The 19,502-nt window shown below is 31.0% G+C and carries 15 protein-coding genes; 7 read left to right on the top strand and 8 right to left on the bottom strand.

Going from position 1 to position 19,502, the window contains the following annotated elements; all coding sequences use genetic code 11:
* Window positions 1-238: 238 nt before the first annotated feature.
* From ACY3IT_RS01290 to ACY3IT_RS01275, 4 genes are read left to right on the top strand one after another with little or no spacing between them, the layout of a single operon-like run.
* Complete coding sequence (locus ACY3IT_RS01290) at window positions 239-1,342, top strand: glycoside hydrolase family 172 protein (protein WP_463082991.1); 1,104 nt, start codon at window positions 239-241, stop codon at window positions 1,340-1,342.
* Window positions 1,343-1,357: 15 nt separating this feature from the next.
* Window positions 1,358-2,173 carry a hypothetical protein gene (locus ACY3IT_RS01285; RefSeq protein WP_463082990.1) on the top strand — a complete coding sequence of 272 codons (816 nt, stop codon included), beginning with the start codon at window positions 1,358-1,360 and terminating at the stop codon, window positions 2,171-2,173.
* A gap of 37 nt (window positions 2,174-2,210) precedes the next feature.
* Window positions 2,211-3,479, top strand: coding sequence for a PHP domain-containing protein (locus ACY3IT_RS01280; RefSeq protein ID WP_463082989.1), 1,269 nt, complete (start codon window positions 2,211-2,213; stop codon window positions 3,477-3,479).
* A 33-nt stretch (window positions 3,480-3,512) separates the two neighbouring features.
* Complete coding sequence (locus ACY3IT_RS01275) at window positions 3,513-4,244, top strand: SIMPL domain-containing protein (RefSeq protein ID WP_463082988.1); 732 nt, start codon at window positions 3,513-3,515, stop codon at window positions 4,242-4,244.
* A gap of 2 nt (window positions 4,245-4,246) precedes the next feature.
* Here ACY3IT_RS01275 and ACY3IT_RS01270 read toward each other — a convergent pair whose 3' ends face one another.
* The 7 genes from ACY3IT_RS01270 to ACY3IT_RS01240 all read right to left on the bottom strand — a co-directional run bounded on the left by ACY3IT_RS01270 (window position 4,247) and on the right by ACY3IT_RS01240 (window position 13,943).
* Window positions 4,247-6,913, bottom strand: coding sequence for a VWA domain-containing protein (locus ACY3IT_RS01270; protein WP_463082987.1), 2,667 nt, complete (start codon window positions 6,911-6,913; stop codon window positions 4,247-4,249).
* Window positions 6,910-8,583 carry a vWA domain-containing protein gene (locus tag ACY3IT_RS01265; RefSeq protein WP_463082986.1) on the bottom strand — a complete coding sequence of 558 codons (1,674 nt, stop codon included), beginning with the start codon at window positions 8,581-8,583 and terminating at the stop codon, window positions 6,910-6,912. The genes ACY3IT_RS01270 and ACY3IT_RS01265 overlap by 4 nt, the downstream gene beginning before the upstream one ends.
* The gene (locus ACY3IT_RS01260; protein ID WP_463082985.1) at window positions 8,580-9,449 is read right to left on the bottom strand and encodes a DUF58 domain-containing protein; all 870 of its coding nucleotides are present in this window, start codon (window positions 9,447-9,449) and stop codon (window positions 8,580-8,582) included. Before ACY3IT_RS01260 ends, ACY3IT_RS01265 begins: the two co-directional genes overlap by 4 nt.
* Window positions 9,450-9,451: 2 nt before the next feature.
* Window positions 9,452-10,426 (bottom strand): AAA family ATPase, encoded by a 975-nt coding sequence (locus tag ACY3IT_RS01255; RefSeq protein WP_463082984.1) that lies wholly within the window; start codon window positions 10,424-10,426, stop codon window positions 9,452-9,454.
* Between the two features lie 15 nt (window positions 10,427-10,441).
* Complete coding sequence (locus ACY3IT_RS01250; protein WP_463082983.1) at window positions 10,442-11,560, bottom strand: hypothetical protein; 1,119 nt, start codon at window positions 11,558-11,560, stop codon at window positions 10,442-10,444.
* Between the two features lie 126 nt (window positions 11,561-11,686).
* Entirely contained in the window at window positions 11,687-12,427 is a 741-nt protein-coding gene (locus ACY3IT_RS01245) for a hypothetical protein (RefSeq protein ID WP_463082982.1), read from the bottom strand.
* Window positions 12,428-12,434: 7 nt separating this feature from the next.
* Window positions 12,435-13,943 carry a hypothetical protein gene (locus ACY3IT_RS01240; protein ID WP_463082981.1) on the bottom strand — a complete coding sequence of 503 codons (1,509 nt, stop codon included), beginning with the start codon at window positions 13,941-13,943 and terminating at the stop codon, window positions 12,435-12,437.
* Window positions 13,944-13,983: 40 nt separating this feature from the next.
* Between ACY3IT_RS01240 and ACY3IT_RS01235 the strand changes: the two genes are divergently transcribed.
* The 3 genes from ACY3IT_RS01235 to ACY3IT_RS01225 are packed head-to-tail and all read left to right on the top strand — an operon-like array spanning window position 13,984 to window position 17,240.
* Entirely contained in the window at window positions 13,984-14,835 is an 852-nt protein-coding gene (locus tag ACY3IT_RS01235) for a DMT family transporter (protein ID WP_463082980.1), read from the top strand.
* A gap of 3 nt (window positions 14,836-14,838) precedes the next feature.
* Window positions 14,839-15,909, top strand: a complete 1,071-nt coding sequence (locus tag ACY3IT_RS01230; RefSeq protein WP_463082979.1) for an alanine/ornithine racemase family PLP-dependent enzyme — start codon at window positions 14,839-14,841, stop codon at window positions 15,907-15,909.
* Between the two features lie 17 nt (window positions 15,910-15,926).
* Complete coding sequence (locus tag ACY3IT_RS01225; RefSeq protein WP_463082978.1) at window positions 15,927-17,240, top strand: cyclic 2,3-diphosphoglycerate synthase; 1,314 nt, start codon at window positions 15,927-15,929, stop codon at window positions 17,238-17,240.
* Here the strand turns inward: ACY3IT_RS01225 and ACY3IT_RS01220 are convergent, their stop codons facing one another.
* The gene (locus ACY3IT_RS01220) at window positions 17,241-19,484 is read right to left on the bottom strand and encodes an HD domain-containing phosphohydrolase (protein ID WP_463082977.1); all 2,244 of its coding nucleotides are present in this window, start codon (window positions 19,482-19,484) and stop codon (window positions 17,241-17,243) included.
* Between the last annotated feature and the right edge of the window lie 18 nt (window positions 19,485-19,502).

Raw genomic sequence — 19,502 nt, 5'->3', positions numbered from 1 at the left:
TTGAAACTTGTGGGGTTGCGTATGAAAAGAATATTATAAGTGAGTTTAATTTTGCTTGTCTTTAACAGTGAGCTTTATTTTCTGCCTTGTAATTATTTTAAAAATTTCCAGGGAGGGGTGGTGCCGATTATAGGTTAGTACGAATTGCCTGATTCTCTAATCATTATTTAATCTTCTATCCTCCTTTATCTATATGGTAAACTATGTTAATAAATTTTGAAAATTCAGGAGGATGAATATGGAATATGCATATACATCTTTAAGATCTCTGATGTTTCAGAGGAACATAAAGAGAAAGAGAATATCAAGTTATGATAAAAGTGGGGGGAATAAAGATTTTATACAAATAAAGGCAGGAGAAAGTAAGGTTTTAGCAGATATAGAAGGTCCCGGGGCAATAGTTCATATATGGATGACTTTTAGATCCAATGAGAAACATTTTCTGAGATTAGGGATTTTAAGAATGTGGTGGGATGAGGAGGAAAATCCGAGTGTTGAGGTTCCTATAGGAGACTTTTTTGGAGGTGGTCATTGTAAGACTGAGAATTTTGTTTCTTTACCAATACAGATGAGTCCAGAAAATGGTAAAGGATTTAACTTATGGTTTCCTATGCCCTTTAAAAAGAGAGCTGTTATTTCTATAGAAAATCAGAATTTTTCTCAAGATTTAACTGTATATTATTATATTGATTATGAATTGTGGCCAGAGTTTCCAGAGAATACATTATATTTTCATTCCCAATGGAGAAGGGAGATTGCGAAGGGTAAAAGTGAAGAAGATATAGTAAAGGAGATAATTTCAGGACCGGAATCTGCATTTGGTATAAGCTCAGGTTTTATCATGAATGATGTTTTTCAATTTGGGGGTGAAAATAGGACTGGTGAGAGTAATTATGTAATATTAGAGGCAGAAGGTAAAGGGCATTATGTGGGATGCTTTTTGTTTATACATAATAGGAGAGAAGTGGATTTATTCAATTGGTATGGAGAGGGAGATGATATGATATTCATTGATGGTGAAAAATGGCCACCGTCATTACATGGCACAGGTACTGAAGATTATTTTAATATGGCATGGTGTCCTACTCAAAAATATTCTGCTCCTTACCATGGTTTGATATTACCAGGTGAGAATAATTGGAAGGGATATATTACTCTTTATAGGTTCCATATAGAGGATCCTATTTATTTTGAGAAGTCTATAAAGGTAACTATAGAAAAGGGACATAACAATAATAGATATGATGATTATTCCTCTACTGCCTTTTGGTACCAAACAGAACCTCATTTACCTTTTCCTAAGATTCTTGATCCTATATTGAGGATACCTTTCTCAGATTAATTTTTGGGATTAAAAATGTCTATAAAGGAAAATAAGAAAAGAGAGGCTTTTATTAATAGGACGTTTATAGCCTTTATGGTTCTTTTTTCTATCTTATTTTTATTCACAAGTATTTATTTTTATATAAATTATGGGGACAAGGAAGAAGAGCTTTCTGTTTTATTCATTATTTTGTTTTTGGCATCTTTTATTGGTGGTATAGTTTACATGCCGGTTCATCTTGAGTTCTTAAAGTATAAAGAATATAATTTATGCACTGCTATTTCTAATTATTTGTTAATGCTTATTGAGAGTACTATAATCTTTTATGGCTTTTCTCTAAGTGAGACGAATCTTGGATGGTATACCCAGTGGTTTATTATTGCTCTTTATATATTTTTGGGTATTCATTTTTTCTCATATCCTAAGTCTTTCAAAATGTCATTAATGTCGATAATGCCATATATTGTTTTTATCTTGCTAAATCTAAAAGATGGGGATGGAAAGATCAGCTCAATAATTTTTTTGATATCCAAGGAAGGATATATCTTTTCTCTTGCTCTTTTATTTTCTGGCTTTTTAATGTTTTTTATTCCTTGGTTAAGGTTAAGAGTAATTAATGCTGAAAAGAATGTTCTGTCAATTTTTAAGGTTTACAGTCTTTTATATTCTCTTTTTATTTTAATTCCTGGTTTATGGTTTCTAAGTTCAGGGTTAAGAAATTATTTTAGTAGTAGTACTCTTTATTCTAATGTTATAAGTATTGTTTATTTTATCTATATATTGGTGGAAAAAATTAAGAGTCTGACCAAGGAATTTTTGTTTTTTATTACCTTAAAAGATAATGATTAAAAGTAAGTGGTGAAATTGTTAGAAAGGAGTATATGAAATGATAAGTCTTGATAATTATTTTAAAATTTATCCAAAGGTAGTAGGAGCAAATACAAAATCGATTATAACTTTAGAACCTAAATTTTCCTATTGGAAAATACCCGAAGTTGAAGTTAAAGTTTTCCATTCTCCTGTTAGTTATAATAGTAGACAAGAATATAAGAGGCTTGAAGTAAAGCGTGATAGGAATAAGCTTTATATAGAGGGTTTCTTTGAAGAGGAACAAGAACATGTGATCTATATAGATATAGGCAATAAAAATTTTTCTTTTTCAATATATTCGGTGAATGATGATCTTTTAATGAGAATACCCTATAAAGGTGATTTGCATATTCATACTTATTATTCTGATGGATTAGAATCTCCTTCCTATGTGGCAAGTTCTTGTAGAAGAATAGGTTTAGATTTTGTAGCTATTACAGATCATGGTAAATATTTTCCTTCTATTGAGGCTATTGACACCTTTAAAGATTTAGATTTGGGATTTAAGATATTTCCTGGAGAAGAGGTCCATCCTCCCAATAATCCCTTACATATTGTAAACTTTGGAGGAAAGTTTAGTATCAATGAATTATTTGAAAGAGAAAGAGAAAAATATAATCGGGAGGTCTGGGAGATAGAGGAAAAGTTAAAATTAGAAATACCAGATATTCCTGAAAGATATCAATTAGCATCCTCTATATGGTCTTTTAATAAAATAAGAAAAGCAGAAGGACTTGGTATTTTATGTCATCCATTCTGGAGAATTAAAGAAGGCTATTATATTTCAGAAAGACTCCTTCATCTCTTATATGAAAAGAGGATTTTTGATGCTGTGGAGATAGTGGGAGGATATCATATTTCTGAATTATCCTCTAATAATCTTCAAATGGTTTACCATTATGAAAAAAGTAAGGGTGAAAATATTCCTGTAGTTGGAGTTACAGATGCTCATGGGTGTGATACTGGAAGTCTTTTTGGTTGGTATTATACAGTAGTTTTTTCACTAAGTTTGGAATTAAAGGATATTATAGAAAGTATAAAACTTGGATATAGTGTAGGAGTGGAGGCTATTCCAGGGAGAGAAACTAGGGTTTATGGAAGTTCAAGATTGGTACTCTTTACCCTCTTTTTAATTAGAGAAGTTTTTCCTATTCATGATAGGATATGTCAGGAAGAAGGAAATTTTATGATGAGGCATATGATGGGAAAAAGTTATGAGGATATAAACTACTATAAAAAAGATCTGGATGAATTTTATAGTTCTATAATAAGAAAATATGATTAATATATTTGGTATAATAAACTAAATTTTTTTATTATGGGAAGCAAGATGAAGAATGATAATGTTTTGTGGGCATTAATATTGGGAATAAGTATAATCATAAGTGCTTTTATTTTATCCTATACATTTATTAGGATAAGGTCTTTAGATAATACTTTAACGGTTACAGGTTCTGCAAGAAAAAGGGTTACATCAGATATAGTGAAATGGGTAGGAGTTTTTACAAGGACTGTACCTGCTAATTCACTTAATAAAGGATATCAACAGATGAGTAGAGATTTAAATTTGGTTTTAGAATTTTTGAAAAAGAATGGCATAGATACAAATACTGTTATCATATCTCCAGTATACCTTGAACAACCTTGGCTTTATAGTGATAGGCAATATTCAAGGGATTCCATTTTAAGACAAACGGTAGAGGTGCAATCTAATGATATTCGAAAGATAACAGAGCTTGCTAAGAATTTTCAAGAGTTAACTGATAATGGTGTAGCCTTCTCAACCCAGTCCTTAGAGTATTATTATTCTAAACTTCCAGAGTTAAGAATTAATCTTCTTTCTGAGGCAATGCAGGATGCTAAAAATAGGGCGGAAAAGATTGCAGAAAGTACTGGACAAAAAGTAGGTCCAATTAGATCTGTACATATGGGGGCTGTACAAGTCTTGGCTCCAAACTCTACAGAGATAAGCGATTATGGAACTTACAATACCTCAACAATTGAAAAAGAAGTTATGGTGGCAGTAGTTGCTACCTTTTACCTTAAGTAGTTTTACTTTTTCTCTTTTTTCTTTCTCTCCTCTTCTTTGAGATGGGCTATAAACATACGGGCTCTCATCTCCAAGGATACTGTTTCCAACATGGATGGAGATGAACTCCCTTTGAATTCTTCTAATATCTTCTTTTCTACTTCTTTATACCATTCTTGATCTTCTATTATTTTTACTTTTCCAAGGAAGTTTAAGATTATCTCCTTTATCTCTTTTAATCTTCTAAGGAAAAGTTCTAAAAGGAAAAGTATAAGGGAAGTTATAAGTAATATGGGAAGAAGATTTTTTCTTTCTATATCGGGATAGGATATTCTACGAAATACTTCTGATGGATTTGAGAGGAACTTTCCAGATGTAAAAGAAAGAATTTTTTGGGCTAAATTATTATTGAATTTTTTTGAGGAAAATTCAGGAGAGTTTCCAAACATCCATGGAACCTTTGCAATAATTTTTTCTTTTTCATAAATAGTAATTTGATATTTTCCTAATCTATCAATAGGGAAGGTGCCCTCATAATTTCCTGCTGATTTTTGTATCATATTTCCTGAGAATTCTTTTCCTTCCATATCTATTACTTTGTATTTTAAATCTGCAAAGTTTATGTAATTTCCTTTTTTATCAGTATAGATTAAGTTTATAATTCCCTTTCCTCCTTCCCCCCTTATGCTTATTTGAACCTCTGAAATCTGATGAGGAATAGATTCTCTCAACATCTCACTAAAAAAGCTTCCTAACTTAATCCATGAAAGCCATTCTCTTCCCCAGTAGGGTTTTAAAGCAGATGTAAAGGCTATAACCTGTCCTAACCCAAACTGGCCTTTTGCTAAGATGGGATCTCCTTCAGGAGATGATAACAAGACTGGGTAAGGATATCTAGAAGAAGTTAATACATATCCTTCAAGAGGCGGAAATTCTTCTTTTTCCTCTAAATTAGCTTGGGGTAAAAATCTTTTTTCTACTATGTTAGATCTTAATAACGCTTTAGTTTCAGAGAGAAGAAGTTGGGGAAGATTTCGGATATTCCATGTATGATAGAATCTCCCATTTCCCCAACTGGCTATATTTTTTAATAGTGGGATATTTGCATCTTCTCCTATTCCAATAGTGGAAACTGTGATGTTATTTTTTGCAAGTTCTCTTACAAGATTATAAAAATCTCCTCCCTCAGTTTGACCATCAGTGATAGCTATAATATGTTTACTCTTTAAGGGTACGCGTTGCAGTACTTCTCCTGCAGATTTTAGCGGAGGATATAAAGCAGTACCTCCCCCTGGGGATATCTTATATATAAGGGAGGATGCCTTTTCTTTATCTGAAAGAGGCCCTAAAGGTACAATCCATTGATAGGAGTGATCAAAGGCAATAAGGCCAAAATAGTCTTTTTCTTCCAAAAGGTCTATTACAAGTTGAGATGATTCTTTAGCAAGTTCTATTTTTGCTTCTCCTCCCGAGTAGCTTCCCATACTTCCAGAAGCGTCAAGTACTATTACAATAGCTACATTGCTTTTTTTAAGAATCTGTTCTGGTTTCAATGTAACAGGAAGAATGTCTTCCAAAGGAGTTCCATGATAGTTTCCAGCAGAAAAACTTTTGTCTCCTCCAAGTATAAGTAAGGTACCTCCTTTTTCTGTTACATATCTTTTTATAAGGTCCATTTTATCCAAAGAAATATCACTGGTTGGCACATTATCTATTATTACTGCTTGATAGTTATCTATCATTGGTATTTTTTTGTATTTAGGATAATCAAAATCTATTTCCCAACCTTGATTAATGAGAGCTTGAGGAAAGATGGAGGAAAAGCCCTTACCTACAAGATAAAGAATCTTGGGTTTGCCTTGCACATATACATAAGAAGAATAAAGATTATTTTCTTTGTAGGTATCATCTGAGGATAAGATTTCAACTTCTATCTCTTTTAAACCTGTTTTCTGAGAGGTTAATGAGAAGGAAAGGATATTATCTTCTTTAAGATCCTTTAGCTCATAAGTATATAGCTTTCCTTCAAATCTTATTCTTAATTTGGCGTTTTTTACCCCATAACTTTTAATTTTTATTGTTACAGGAAAAACCTGTCCTAAATGTACCATTTCCGGATTTTGAATTTTTTCTATACCTATCTCTTTATAGAAAGATGTATTAAGAGGAAAGATATCAATCTGTATTTTTTCCTCTTTTAATTTCCTGAGAATATTTTCTATATTTCCTGCATTTTCTTGTAAATCACTTAGTAATATAATTCTTGCTGGTGTATCTTTGCTTTTTAATCCAAGTACAGTATTTACCGCATCTTCTATGTTTGTAAAATATGGATTCTTTATCCCAGTAAGTGAGGATATATCTATGTTCTCTGAAAGATCATGTTCCACATTTGTATCTCCGCCAAAAGATACTATACCTACCCTATCATAGGATTTTTTATACCTTAGTGATTCTTTTATGAAGCTTATTGCTTTTTCTCTTTCCCAAGATGGTATACTGGCAGATTGGTCTAAAAGGAAAAATACATTTGTTCTATCAGAAAAAGATACAATCTGAAAGCCTGATAGCGCAAAGATGATAAGCAATATTTCTAGGGATCTTAATAGAGATCTTTTTCCGTATCTTTTAATGATTATATATATTATGGGGATAAGTATTAAAAAGATGGGATTTTCAAAAGATATCATGAATAGTATTTTCCTCCTTGATAGAAGAAAATCTCCATTATAAGAAGAAGAAAGACTAAGAATATTAAAGGTTTGGAGAGATCTATTTGTATAAAGCCTTTTTCTTCCTTTTTACTTTCTTCCTTTTTTGTTTCCATATTTATTTTATTAGATATATCTGATTCTTTTTGTGAAAATATGTTTACAGCGTAAAGGTATCCATTATATTCTTTAAATCCTGGAGAATCCATATAATTATCGCATCTTTTTTGAGGATCATAAGAAAGATAGTATCTTAATAAGTTGTATATGAAGATGGGGAAGGAATCACTATATATAAAAGATGAGGATAATAGGTCAAAGGATAATACTATACCTTTTGAATTGCCTTTTTCATAAATATAGGCTACTGGTCCCTTATCAGTATATATAAGGGGTTTTAAGTTTTCATCTTTAAAGGTATAAGCATTATCAATACCTATTCCATAAAGTTGTAAAAATCTTGTGATAGGATGCTCTTCCCAGCTTAGTATCTTAACTTTTCCTATCTTTTCTATATTTTGAGGATTAATGCCAGGATATCCACCTATAAATAGAAAATTTCCTGATATATCTGAGTAAGGGATTAGTCCATCGAAGATGTAAAAGTTATAATTTTTTAGGTCTACATTTATAAAATCTCTTTTGACATCGATTTTTAGATTGGGTATTGATCTTAATGCTTTCTCTAAGAATGGATTTCCAAGGGTGATAAGCAAAACCTTTGGAGAAAAGGTTGGTATATAAAAGAAGGCTTTATTATCTTCTTGAAGGTTATCTCTTACATCTATTTCTCCTACTATTTTTCCTTTAGCCTTTGTAATCTCAGTTTTTACTACTTTTATTTCCTTGGGTTCCATTCTTATTTTTTCTTCCTTTAATTTATTGTTGTCTTGTATTATCCTTAAATTAAATTCTTGAGGTTTATGTGAAAAATTCCCAATTTTTAAAAATATCTCATATATATATTCATTCTTGGGAAATATTCTTCCATCTAATATCCCTATATTAAAGCTTTCTCTTCCAATAATATGTAAAAAATATTGGTTTATAGAATCTTTTGGAATAGAGATAGGATCGCTTCCGTCAGTAAAGATATGAATTTCATGAGAGATTCCTTTGGATATACTTTCTGCCTTTCTAATACTTTCCTCTAAATTTCCTTCTCCAAGAAAGACTTTTTCTTTCTCTAATTCCTTTTCTATTTCTCTTCCATTCTTATTTAAGATAATTTCTGGTTTTTCCTTTGCTATTATCATCTTTATGTTAAAGGGATTTCTTTTGATAAGTTTTATAATCTCTGATTTTGCTTCTTGAAATCTGGATGGTAATATATCCCTTGATGCCATACTGGCAGAGGAATCTAAGATGATTATTGTGGGTTTTGATCCTATGCTGGGAAGACTAAGTATAGGTTTTGATAGAGATAATACAAGGAAAAAGAGGATAAGAAGCTGAAATAGTAAAAGTAGATTTTTAGGAAGCTTCTTAAACCATCTTCCTAAATTTTTCTCTTCAATGGTCTTTTCCCAAAGTATTAAGCTTGGTACTTTTATCTTTAGTCTTTTTGGTTTTATTAAGTAAAGGATTATAATGATAGCTTCTAAAAATAATAGGAATAGGAAGGATGGATTAAGAAATTTTATATTCATTTAAGCCATCCTCCCATCCTTAAGTATCTAAAAAGTAGATCTTCCACCGGGATAACGGTGGATGTTCTCATATATTCTGCATTAGTTTTTAAAGCGAAATTTTCTATATCTTTTAGGAATTTATCTAAAGTCTTTTTGTAATTCTCTATTAGGGATTTATCCAAATATAGATTGATTATTTCATTGGTTTCGCTATCAATTAACTGGAGATTTCCTTCATATGGAGGAGATATTTCCTCTTCTGAGATCACATGAATTAAATATACTGGAAGTTTTTTGTATCTTGCATATAAGATTCCATCTTTATAGGGTGAAAGAAAATCTGATATTACCATTAAAATAGCTCTTCTTTTAAGAGATGAGACATATTTTTTTATGACTTCATTTAAATTTGTTTTTCCTTGAGCCTCTAATTTATTAAGCTGATCTAATAATTTGAATATATTTTCTCTTTTCCTCTCTAAGGAGATGATTCCTTTTATATCATCTTGGAAGTATGTGACGGTGACTTTTTCCCAGGCTGAAAGGCTTAAATAACTGAAGGCTAAGGCTAATTTTTTCCCATAGAAGAATTTGGTTGGAATTCCAAAGTCCATAGATAAGGAGCTATCAAGTAGAATATGTACTTCTAAGTCTTCCTCTTCTTCAAAGAGTTTTACAAGAAATTTTTCAAAACGAGCGTATATATTCCAATCCAAATACCTAAGTTCATCTCCTATTTGATAAGTTCGGTAATCTGAAAACTCTGTGCCTTTTCCTGTTTTGGGACTTTTCCTTTCCCCCACATTACTTATTATCCTAATTTTTTTAACTGCTAATCTTAATTTCTCTATTTTTTCTAAAAATTCTGTATCTAATATTTCCATAGTTATTCTTTCACCTTCTCTAATATGTCTTCTATTATTTCATCTGTGGTTATTCCTTCAGCTTCTCCTTCAAAGCTCAATATTATTCTGTGCCTTAATGCAGGAATGGCTACCTTTTTGATATTTTTGAAACTTACGTTTGATTTACCTTCTATTAGGGCTAAAGCCTTTCCTCCAAGAATTAGAGCTTGGGCTCCTCTTGGACTTGCCCCATATCTTACATATTTTTTTACCTTTTCTGTAGCATGGGGGCTTTCGGGATGTGTCGCCAGTACAATCTTTACAGCATATTCTTTTACAGCCATTGGTATAGGTACACTTCTTACAATTTTCTTTAATTCTTCTATAGTATTACCGTCTGCCACTTTATTAACCTTAGGTGTCTCAATATTTGTAGTTCTTTCAATAATCTCTAATAGTTCCTCTTGGGATGGAGGGGTAAGAATAAGTTTAAAGAAAAATCTATCAAGTTGGGCTTCGGGTAATGGATAAGTTCCTTCCATCTCAATAGGATTTTGGGTTGCCATTACGAAGAAGGGTTTTGGAAGGCTATATATTACTCCTCCAGATGTAACACTTCCTTCTTGCATAGCTTCTAATAAGGCAGATTGGGTTTTAGGTGTAGCTCTATTTATTTCATCTGCTAATACTATATTGGCAAAGATTGGACCTTCTTGGAATTTGAAATATTTTCTTCCGTTTTCATCCTCTAAAATGATGTTGGTACCAGTAATATCTGCAGGCATAAGGTCCGGAGTAAATTGAATACGAGAAAATTTCAAATCCAAAATTTCACTTAAGGTTCTTACAAGTAGAGTTTTTCCAATACCAGGTACTCCCTCTAAAAGTACATGTCCTCCTGAGAGAAGAGATATAATAGTAAAATTAATAATTTCATCATATCCAACGATTACTTTACTTATCTCCTTTTTGATTCTATCTACCACAGCTGTAAAATCTTGTATTGATAAAGTCAATTTGTTAAACCTCCTTTACTGAGAAAAATAGGTTTTTAAAATCTCTTTAAATTCTAAAGGGAGAATTCTTGAGGATACTGCTCTCTCCTTAGCATAAGAAGGATTGAAAGATAGGCTTTTATCTTGAGAAAGTCTTCTTCCTTCTAAGGTTGGTGCTTGAAATAGATAATTTTTGCCCAGTTCTTCAGATTGAGATGGTGGTACATAAATCTTCTCTCCTGTAAAGACTTTTCTTTGAGTTTCTTGACCAAGTTTATCTGGCCTTTCTTCTGTACCTGGTAAATTTCCTGATTTTGGATTTTTATCTACTTCTTTCCCACTCTCTGTAGGAACTGGTAATGTTCCCTCTTGATTTGATGGAGTTTCACTACCCTTCATATCTTCCTTAAGAGCTTTTTCATCTTGAAGAGTGCTCTTTTCTTTGGACTCATAAGGATTAGCATAAGCGTAGGATTTTCCTGCTCCTTGGAAGGGAAGATTACTTATATTCTGCTCTTTTCCCTCTTCTCCCTTTTCTTGATTATTATTTTTACTTGATGCTTCTTTTCTTTCTTCTTTATGTTTTTCAGCTTGATTATTTTCTTTTTTTAGGGTATTTTTATCCAAGTTATATTGGGATAGAAATTCTTCTAAGGATTTTGGTTTTTCCATTTCTTTTAACTTCTCTTTGTCAAACTCTTCTTGAGATATCTTTTCTTTTGGAATATTCTTCTTGGAAAGTTCTTCGTTAAGAGCTAACTTTTCTTCAGGTATTCTACTGACCTTACTTTCTTGATTTTCTTTGTTTTCCAATATATGAGGAATACTTTTTGGCATATCCTTAGAGGTTATAAGATTTAGTATTAAAAGAAATACAAAGATAAGGAATAGAATTTTCAAAAGAGGAGAGGGTTTAAATTTGTAAGCCTTTGATAAGTCTATTTTAGAAAGCTTTTCTTCTAATCTTTTTCTTAATCTTTCCATAAGTCCGTATGGATCATCGTAATCTTTGTATTCCCAAAAAGTTATTAACTCTTCATCTAAAGAGAAATATTTATCTGTTTGAAGAATTATCTGATAATAATTAGGTTTCTTCTTTTTTATAAAATATAAATAAAAAATAGGGAATGGAAGAAGAAGGATAAAAAAGTTCATTTTCACGGAAAGAAGATTAAAAATGAGAATAGTGTTTAAAAAAATTAATATAGAAACAAAAATGATATCGAGAAGGTGGTAGGAATTTACTTTATTAATAAGTTTTTCTATGTTATCAAAAAAATCTCATCTTTTATCAACTCCTTGATAATATTTTAACCTTTTTTCGGCGATAAGTATAGAGATTAAAAAAATAATTAAGTAGAAAATTATAATAATAGGAAGGTCTCTTGAAGGGTAAAAATTTACCTTTAAATATAGGATGTTTTCTGCCTTTACAAGCCAGAGGATGTTATTTAAAGGAAATAAAAAGAAGGTTGATGGGAAGAGAAAGGGAAAAATTATAAATAGGATATAGGTGGTCCAGTGGAGAAGCCAGTTTATAGATGGATTGGAAAAGGTTGACCAGAGAATTCCTAATCCCATAATGGGAAGGGAATCTAAAAGAAGAAGAAAGTAAAGAATAATTATTTTTGAAAAATCAACAGAGAAACCTATCATTAAATTAAAGGGAAGAAGGATAAGAAGGATAAAGATAAGATAAAGTAAGTTAGATAAAAATCTTCCCCTTATTATTTCTCTTATTTTAAATGGTGAAAAGCGAGCAAGGTTTATAATCTTAAATTCTCTTTCTGCAATAAGATTTCCTGAGAAAGTAAGGGAAGAAAGGTATGTTATGAATATGAAATGAGCAATGGAAAATATAAGAAAAAGATCTGTTATAGAATACTTATTTAGATCAAAGGATTTAGATGGCCAAATTATGACGGTAATTAGGGTTATGATAAAGAAATAAGTATAGATAATTCTTAGATATTTCTTATCAGAAATTTTTGCTTTTAAATCAATAAACCACCATATTCTCATATTTTCCTCATCCTTCTATAGGAATTATAATAATCCCGTCTATACTTTTTTGGGTTTTAATATTTAAAATCTTTACATGGTTCAGGGGCTCATCTATTCTTCCCCAAATTATTAATTTATCTCCAATAGGAGGTATTATCCTATATTTTTTTATGAATTCGTTTAAAAGAGAAGGCTCTTTTAATCCACTTTTCCAGATAATGAACTCTTTATATGCGTTTTTAGGAATATATCCCACATAATTTTCTTTATTTCCATGCTTAAATACACAATCTTTTATATTTATAGGAGAATTGTTGGAGATCTCCAATATATATCTATCATTTAACTCCTTAATTTTAATATCTATGGGTATAAAATGATAAGATATGCCTTCTAAAAAGTATATTCTATTTCTTTCCAGGGATAAATTAGCTTTTTGATTATTGATATTTACCAATAGAGTAGTTTTGTTTTTTTGAGGCTGATAGTAGGCATTATAGAGAAGAAATATATTGGGGGGATATTCTATAGTGATATCTCTTTTGAAGGGAGAAAAAAGAGATATATGGATAAGGTTTTCTGCAACATATGTATTTTTATCAAGAAAAATTAGATATTTTTCTCCATAGGCTATGGCATCCTTGGTAAAGGATTGGTTTATCCCAAAACCTATTAATGATGAAAAAATAATTATGAATAAGAAAGAGATAAAAGAGTATCTTTTCTGAAAAAGAAATTTTATCCAAAGAAAGATAAGGATAAAGTACAGAGATAAAAAGATAAGGATCTGCCATCTATCAGGATAAAGGAACATTTGGCCTTGTAATGTAGAAGGATCAGGTGTGTATAGGAAAGTGTTATGAGGAATGCTTATAGTATAAGGTGTGGGTTTTATAGATTTGGAAAGTTTATTTATTTCATCGTTAAATAAGACCCTTTTTGTAAATATCTTTGCCATTATTAAAGAATTTTTTATAGAGTTTGAAAAGGAGTTAAATAAATTCCTATCTATAATTATTAAATCGTAGCTGTCATAAGCTTTATAATTGATAGGTAAAAGCTTCTCATCATATACTCTTACTATTCTTGCTTTTTTAAAGAAATCTATCTTTGGTATTTCTCTTCCTATTATTAATACAAGGGGTAAGGTTATTCTTTCTAATGAAAAATCTATTTTCTCTTCTTTGATAGTCTTATTATCTTTTAAAACTCTGGCTCTAACTGGATAGCGGAAATCTATTGGGGGAAGGAGAAATTCAAACCTTTTTTGAGAAAGAGGTGGTACTTCTACTTCTTTCTTGTATGTGGATTCACAATACCCTGCAGATCGAAGTCCCTGAGTATATATTACTTCTAATATGAGTTTTACTTTGTTTCCTTCATTATAGATCTCAACAAATAGGGGGAGGAATCTATCAATTCTCCATTCAGAATTTATACCTAAGGAAAAATCTATCTTAATATCTTGTGCGTATAAGATATTTATTATGAATGTGGTTAAAATAATTAATTTTATAAAAACCTTTTCTCTCATTCCACTTTAAATTATACAATCTTATAGTAAAATATTCATTATGATGGCCTATATATTTTTGCTTGGAAGAATTATTCTTTTAGGTTATGAAAAAATTGTAGTTAAGAAGGTAGGAACAGATAGTAATAGTATAGTTACATCTTTTTTATTTTTTGGTATTGCTGTTTTATTTTTACTTCCCTTCGCCATTATCAATCCTTCTTTTGATTTATCCACTCTTAAATATGGCATCCTTAGTGGATTCATATATTCCATCTCCTTTGTGTTATACGTTAAATCCCTTTCCATTGGTGAAGCTTCTCTTGTTGGTCCATTATATAATTTCAATGTTTTCTTTCTTCTTATTCTTACCAGTATATTTTTAAAGGAGCCTTTTACCATATCAAAGATTGTGGGACTTTCTTTATTAGTATATGGAGCTTCCTTTTTAAATCGCCAAGAAAATCTATATAAATCTCTCTATGGGCTCTTTAAAAGAAAGGATACCCTTTTTATGATGGGAAGTTCTTTTCTTATTGCTATTGGTAGGACTATTGATGGATTTGTAGTTGGTAAAATAGATTCTCTTTTTTATTGCTTTTTCTTGTATCTTGTTATTACTATATATCAGTTTTTTTATATACTTCTTAGAAAAGAATTAAAGGAAATATTCAAACTCTTAAAAGAAAAGACTTTATTAGTAACTATAGCTGCAGGTATTAATGCTTATTCTTATATGTTTCTTCTTATTGCTTTCAGAAGTATAGATGTAAGTGTTGCTGAACCCCTTTCTATGTTGAGTATGTTGGTCACTTTGTTTCTTGCTAAAAATGTCTTTAAAGAAGATATAAGAAAGAGAATAATAGGGGTTATAATAATGATCTTGGGGGCATGGATTTTGAATTGGAGGTAGGTTATGAATATATGTTCACCTCTTTTAGAGATTAATTTGAAGGCTATTTATCATAATGCTAAATTAATTGTAGAAAAGGGAAAGGAAATGGGAATATATATAGATGGAGTTACAAAGGTCTCCTTAGGGGATCCTAAAATAGCAGATATTCTTGTAAAGGCTGGGGTAAGAGGACTTTCTGATTCTCGGATTGAGAGCATAAAAAGAATGAGAGAAGAGGTAGATATAGAGTATACTCTTATTAGGCTTCCTTGCTTTTCTCAAGTGGAAGAAGAAGTAAAGTATGCAGATGTTTCTTTAAATTCAGAGATTATGACTTTAAGGGCTTTAGAGGAAGCTTCAGAAAGATTAGGAAAAAAGCATAAGGTAATAATTATGGTAGAGATGGGGGATATTAGAGAAGGAATATGGAAAAAAGATGAACTGATAATGGTGGTAAAGGAAGTTCTTAGGATGAAAAATTTAGAACTCTATGGCCTGGGTACTAATTTTACATGTTTTGGGGGTGTAGTACCTACTGTAGAGACTTATTGGGAATTTATAGATTTAGTGGAAAAAATTGAAAAAACTTTTTCTATAAATTTGCCTCTTATATCTGCTGGAAATTCCAGTAGTATTCCTCTTCTTTTTGAAGGGAAAATTCCAAAAAAAATAAATCATCTGAGAATTGGCGAAGGAATTATGCTGGGGAAGGACACTGCTTTTAGAAATCCTATTCCAGGGGCTCGTCTTGATACCTTTAGATTTATAGGGGAGATCTTAGAGATAAAGGAAAAGCCATCGATGCCTTGGGGAGTTATAAATGAGGATGCCTTTGCCCATAAGCCTTCCTTTGTAGATAAAGGGATAAGGAGAAGAGCTCTTATGAATTTTGGAAGACAAGATATTGATCCTCAAGGAATTATTCCTGAAATTCCAGGTATTGAAGTATTAGGAGCTACATCAGATTATACAGTAGTGGATATAGGAGATTATGATCTTAAAGTAGGAGATAGTTTAAGCTTTTCCTTAAATTATTCTGCCCTTCTTCAAGCCTTTACATCTCCTTATGTGAAAAAGATATATAAAGAATAAATTAGGGGAGTGATATTATGAGAAGAAAAGTCATTATAATGGGGGCAGGTGGGAGAGACTTTCATAATTTTAATGTCTATTTTAAAGATAATTCTGATTATGAGGTAGTAGCTTTTACTGCTACCCAGATTCCTGGTATAGAAGGAAGAATATATCCACCTGAACTTGCTGGAGAACTTTATCCCAATGGTATTCCTATTATTAGTGAGGATAGATTGGAAGAAACCATTAAAGAATATAATGTGGATGAAGTAATTTTTTCATATAGCGATGTATCCCATGAGTATGTGATGCAGAGAGCAAGTCTTGTATTATCTCTTTCTGCAGATTTTAAAATTCTTGGAACGGAGACCATGTTAAAAAGTGAAAAGCCAGTTATAGCTATTTGTGCAGTAAGAACAGGATCAGGGAAAAGTCAAACCTCAAGATATGTGGTTAAAACTTTAAGAGAAAGAGGATTTAAAGTAGTAGTGGTAAGGCATCCTATGCCTTATGGTGATCTTTTAAAACAGAGGATTCAGAGATTTGAAAAATTAGAGGATTTGGATAAATATGAATGTACTATAGAGGAGAGAGAGGAATACGAGCCCCATCTTAAAGAGGGGGCTATTTTATATGCAGGAGTAGATTATAAAGAGATATTAAAGGAAATAGAAAAGGAAGCAGATATAATAGTTTGGGATGGAGGGAATAATGACTTTCCCTTTTATAAGCCTGATCTTTTTATCACTGTAGTTGATCCTTACAGAGTAGGTCATGAATTATCTTACTTTCCGGGGGAGATTAATGTATATCTTGCAGATATAATAGTGATAAATAAGGTAGATACTGCTCCTTCTGAGAATATTAATAGGGTAATGGAGAATGTGAGAAAGAGAAATAAGAAGGCAAAGATTGTTTTAGCAAAATCACCCATAATATCCGAGAAGGAAGAAGATATTAAAGGAAAGAGAGTATTGGTGATAGAAGATGGACCTACTGTGACTCATGGAGAAATGCCTTTTGGAGCTGGATATCTATTTGCAAAGGAGAGAGGGGCTATATTGGTGGATCCTAGACCTTATGCAGTTGGAAGTATAAAGGAGGCTTATGAAAAATATAAACATATAGACAAGGTACTTCCTGCTTTGGGTTATAGTAAAGAACAATTAAAAGAGCTGGAAGAAACTATTAATAATGTAGATTGTGACTATGTAATTATAGGAACTCCTGTAGATTTGAGATCTGTGATAAATATAAGACATAAGACTATAAGAATTTATTACCATTATGAAGATGCAGGAATTCCCACATTAAAGGAATTAATAATGGATTTTGTAAGTAAGTTTTAATTATTTTATTGGCTTAGTCTCTTTTAGAATGAATTCTATGAAATAATCTGAAAGCTCTGGATCAAATTGGGTACCTTTATACCTTTTTATCTCTTGAATAGCTTCATCGATGGTTAATTGTCTTTTATATGGTCTAAAAGCAGTCATGGCTTGAAAGCTATCAGCTAATGTAATAATTCTTGATAAAAAGGGTATATCATTTCCTGATAATCCATCAGGATAACCCTTTCCATCCCATCTTTCATGGTGATGCCTAATTATTTTACTTATGTCTCTAAAGACTGATATATGGTGTAAAAGTTCTTCGCCCCATACAGGGTGCATTTTCATTATCATATATTCCTCATCAGAAAGTTTTCCAGGTTTTTTCAGAATAAAATCTGGCACTTTTATCTTTCCAATATCATGAAGATAGGCAGAATACTCTAATCTTCTCATATCTTCCTCATTAAGAAGTAAACTTTTACCAAAATTTACTGTTATGTTACCTACTTCTTTTGAATGTCCTCCTGTATAAGGATCTCTTGCATCTACCATCTCTACAATGGTGATTAATGTTTCACGATGAAGTTTAAATATCTTTTTTTCCATTTCCTCATTGTAAATATATGCAGAAATTAAAGGGGCAAATTTTTCTATAATGGAAAGGTCATCGTTAGTAAAAATTCTGTTTTCTCTTAGGCTGTTTATGTTTATTACCCCAACTGGTTCATTCTTGTGTATTAGCGGATAACATATAGAGGATTTGATTTCAAAACGGGGTTCTATAATTTTAAATCTTTTATCTTTGTATACATCTTCTAATATTAAAGGTTCTCTGTGCTCTAAAACCCATCCTGCTATTCCCTCGCCTTCTTTTAGAACACTATTCTTTATTACCTCATGAGGTATATTTATCCCAACTTTAATTTTTAATATTTTATTTTCTTTATCATAGATCATTATTGATCCTGCATCAGCTTTAAGAATATGTAAGACTCTTTTTAAAAGATTTTCTAAAAGAATATTTTCATCCTCTTTTTTGGAAAGTAGATTCATAATTTCATTTATCTCTTTTTCCCTATCTATCTTCTCTTTTATATATAACCTTGTTAATGCATTTTGAAATTCTTCTGATAAAAGGTTAAAGTAAGTAATAGGATAAGGAATATTTTCTTCAATTATTAATACAGAATAAATATTTCCCTCTACCATAAAATATCTTCTATAACCTTCCATATTTTCTATGTCTTCAATTGTTAATGAATATCCTTTTTCTTGAGGATAGGAGTAGGCAAGAAAAAATTCTCCATTTTTTCTCTTGTAATATTTGATATTGGAATTGGGAAAAAGTTCTTTTAATTTTTCAAAATATACTTTTTCTATATCATCTAAGTTTTTTTGAGCTATATCTTTGAGAAAAGTGTATGCTAAATTGATCTCTTTAGTTCTCTTTTTTACTTCCCTCTTGAGATATTCTCTGCTTCCTAAAATGCCGATTAATAGAAGGATAATTATAGTAATCATAAAAATTAAAGCATTAGATACTGCTTCTTTCTTTTTATATTCCAGCCTTAGTAATACTTCTTCTCCAAACCATTTAGTTAAAAGGTTTCTATAATGTGTACTATTTAGTATCTCAGTTAAGCCTTTTTTAATCTCAGAATAATAAGGGCTTCCTTTAGGAAGGGCAATACCTGCAAAACTTGAAAAGAGTTTATCTTGGAGTATTTTAAGTTGATCATTCCAATTATTTTTATTTATGATATATCTTGCCACGTAGTAATTAAGTACTCCAGCCTCAGCTTTTCTTTCTATTAAAGCTTGAACAACAAGCTCAGAACTTTTAAAAGGAATAGTCTCTGTTATATCCTTTAAAAATATATGAGCTACATCTTGGTTTAAAACTGCAACTTTTTTATTTTTAAGATCACCAAAGCTTTGTATAGGTGAATCAGAGGGTATTATTATTACACTAAAGCTCTCTAAATATGTGATAAAATCATATTTTCTTTTTCTTTCATCGGTTACCCTCATAAACTCTATGCCATCAATTTCTCTTTTGTCAAGAAGTTCTACTGCTTCATTCCATGGTACTAGTATTATATTGATCTTTTTATTAATCCTTTTTTCCAACTCTCTTATAATATCTACTGCAAACCCTTGAGGAATTCCCTGGGAGTCTATATATTCGATAGGAGGAAAGTTATAATCTCCTGCAAAGGTAAGAGTATTTGTGTTCTCACCTTTTGCAGGAAAAAACATTAATAATAGAAGTATTAT

The sequence above is a fragment of the Dictyoglomus sp. GBS genome (assembly GCF_055179815.1).
Note: the sequence above shows the minus strand (reverse complement) of the source record. Positions and strands in the feature narration are given on the sequence as shown.

Coding starts and splice junctions, on each gene's coding strand:
- ACY3IT_RS01265 (WP_463082986.1), bottom strand. CDS start 8,583: ATGAATATAAAATTTCTTAATCCATCCTTCCTATTCCTATTATTTTTA.
- ACY3IT_RS01240 (WP_463082981.1), bottom strand. CDS start 13,943: ATGAGAGAAAAGGTTTTTATAAAATTAATTATTTTAACCACATTCATA.
- ACY3IT_RS01250 (WP_463082983.1), bottom strand. CDS start 11,560: ATGAACTTTTTTATCCTTCTTCTTCCATTCCCTATTTTTTATTTATAT.
- ACY3IT_RS01290 (WP_463082991.1), top strand. CDS start 239: ATGGAATATGCATATACATCTTTAAGATCTCTGATGTTTCAGAGGAAC.
- ACY3IT_RS01275 (WP_463082988.1), top strand. CDS start 3,513: ATGGGAAGCAAGATGAAGAATGATAATGTTTTGTGGGCATTAATATTG.
- ACY3IT_RS01225 (WP_463082978.1), top strand. CDS start 15,927: ATGAGAAGAAAAGTCATTATAATGGGGGCAGGTGGGAGAGACTTTCAT.
- ACY3IT_RS01270 (WP_463082987.1), bottom strand. CDS start 6,913: ATGATATCTTTTGAAAATCCCATCTTTTTAATACTTATCCCCATAATA.
- ACY3IT_RS01245 (WP_463082982.1), bottom strand. CDS start 12,427: ATGAGAATATGGTGGTTTATTGATTTAAAAGCAAAAATTTCTGATAAG.
- ACY3IT_RS01220 (WP_463082977.1), bottom strand. CDS start 19,484: ATGTTTTTTCCTGCAAAAGGTGAGAACACAAATACTCTTACCTTTGCA.
- ACY3IT_RS01285 (WP_463082990.1), top strand. CDS start 1,358: ATGTCTATAAAGGAAAATAAGAAAAGAGAGGCTTTTATTAATAGGACG.
- ACY3IT_RS01230 (WP_463082979.1), top strand. CDS start 14,839: ATGAATATATGTTCACCTCTTTTAGAGATTAATTTGAAGGCTATTTAT.
- ACY3IT_RS01235 (WP_463082980.1), top strand. CDS start 13,984: ATGATGGCCTATATATTTTTGCTTGGAAGAATTATTCTTTTAGGTTAT.
- ACY3IT_RS01260 (WP_463082985.1), bottom strand. CDS start 9,449: ATGGAAATATTAGATACAGAATTTTTAGAAAAAATAGAGAAATTAAGA.
- ACY3IT_RS01280 (WP_463082989.1), top strand. CDS start 2,211: ATGATAAGTCTTGATAATTATTTTAAAATTTATCCAAAGGTAGTAGGA.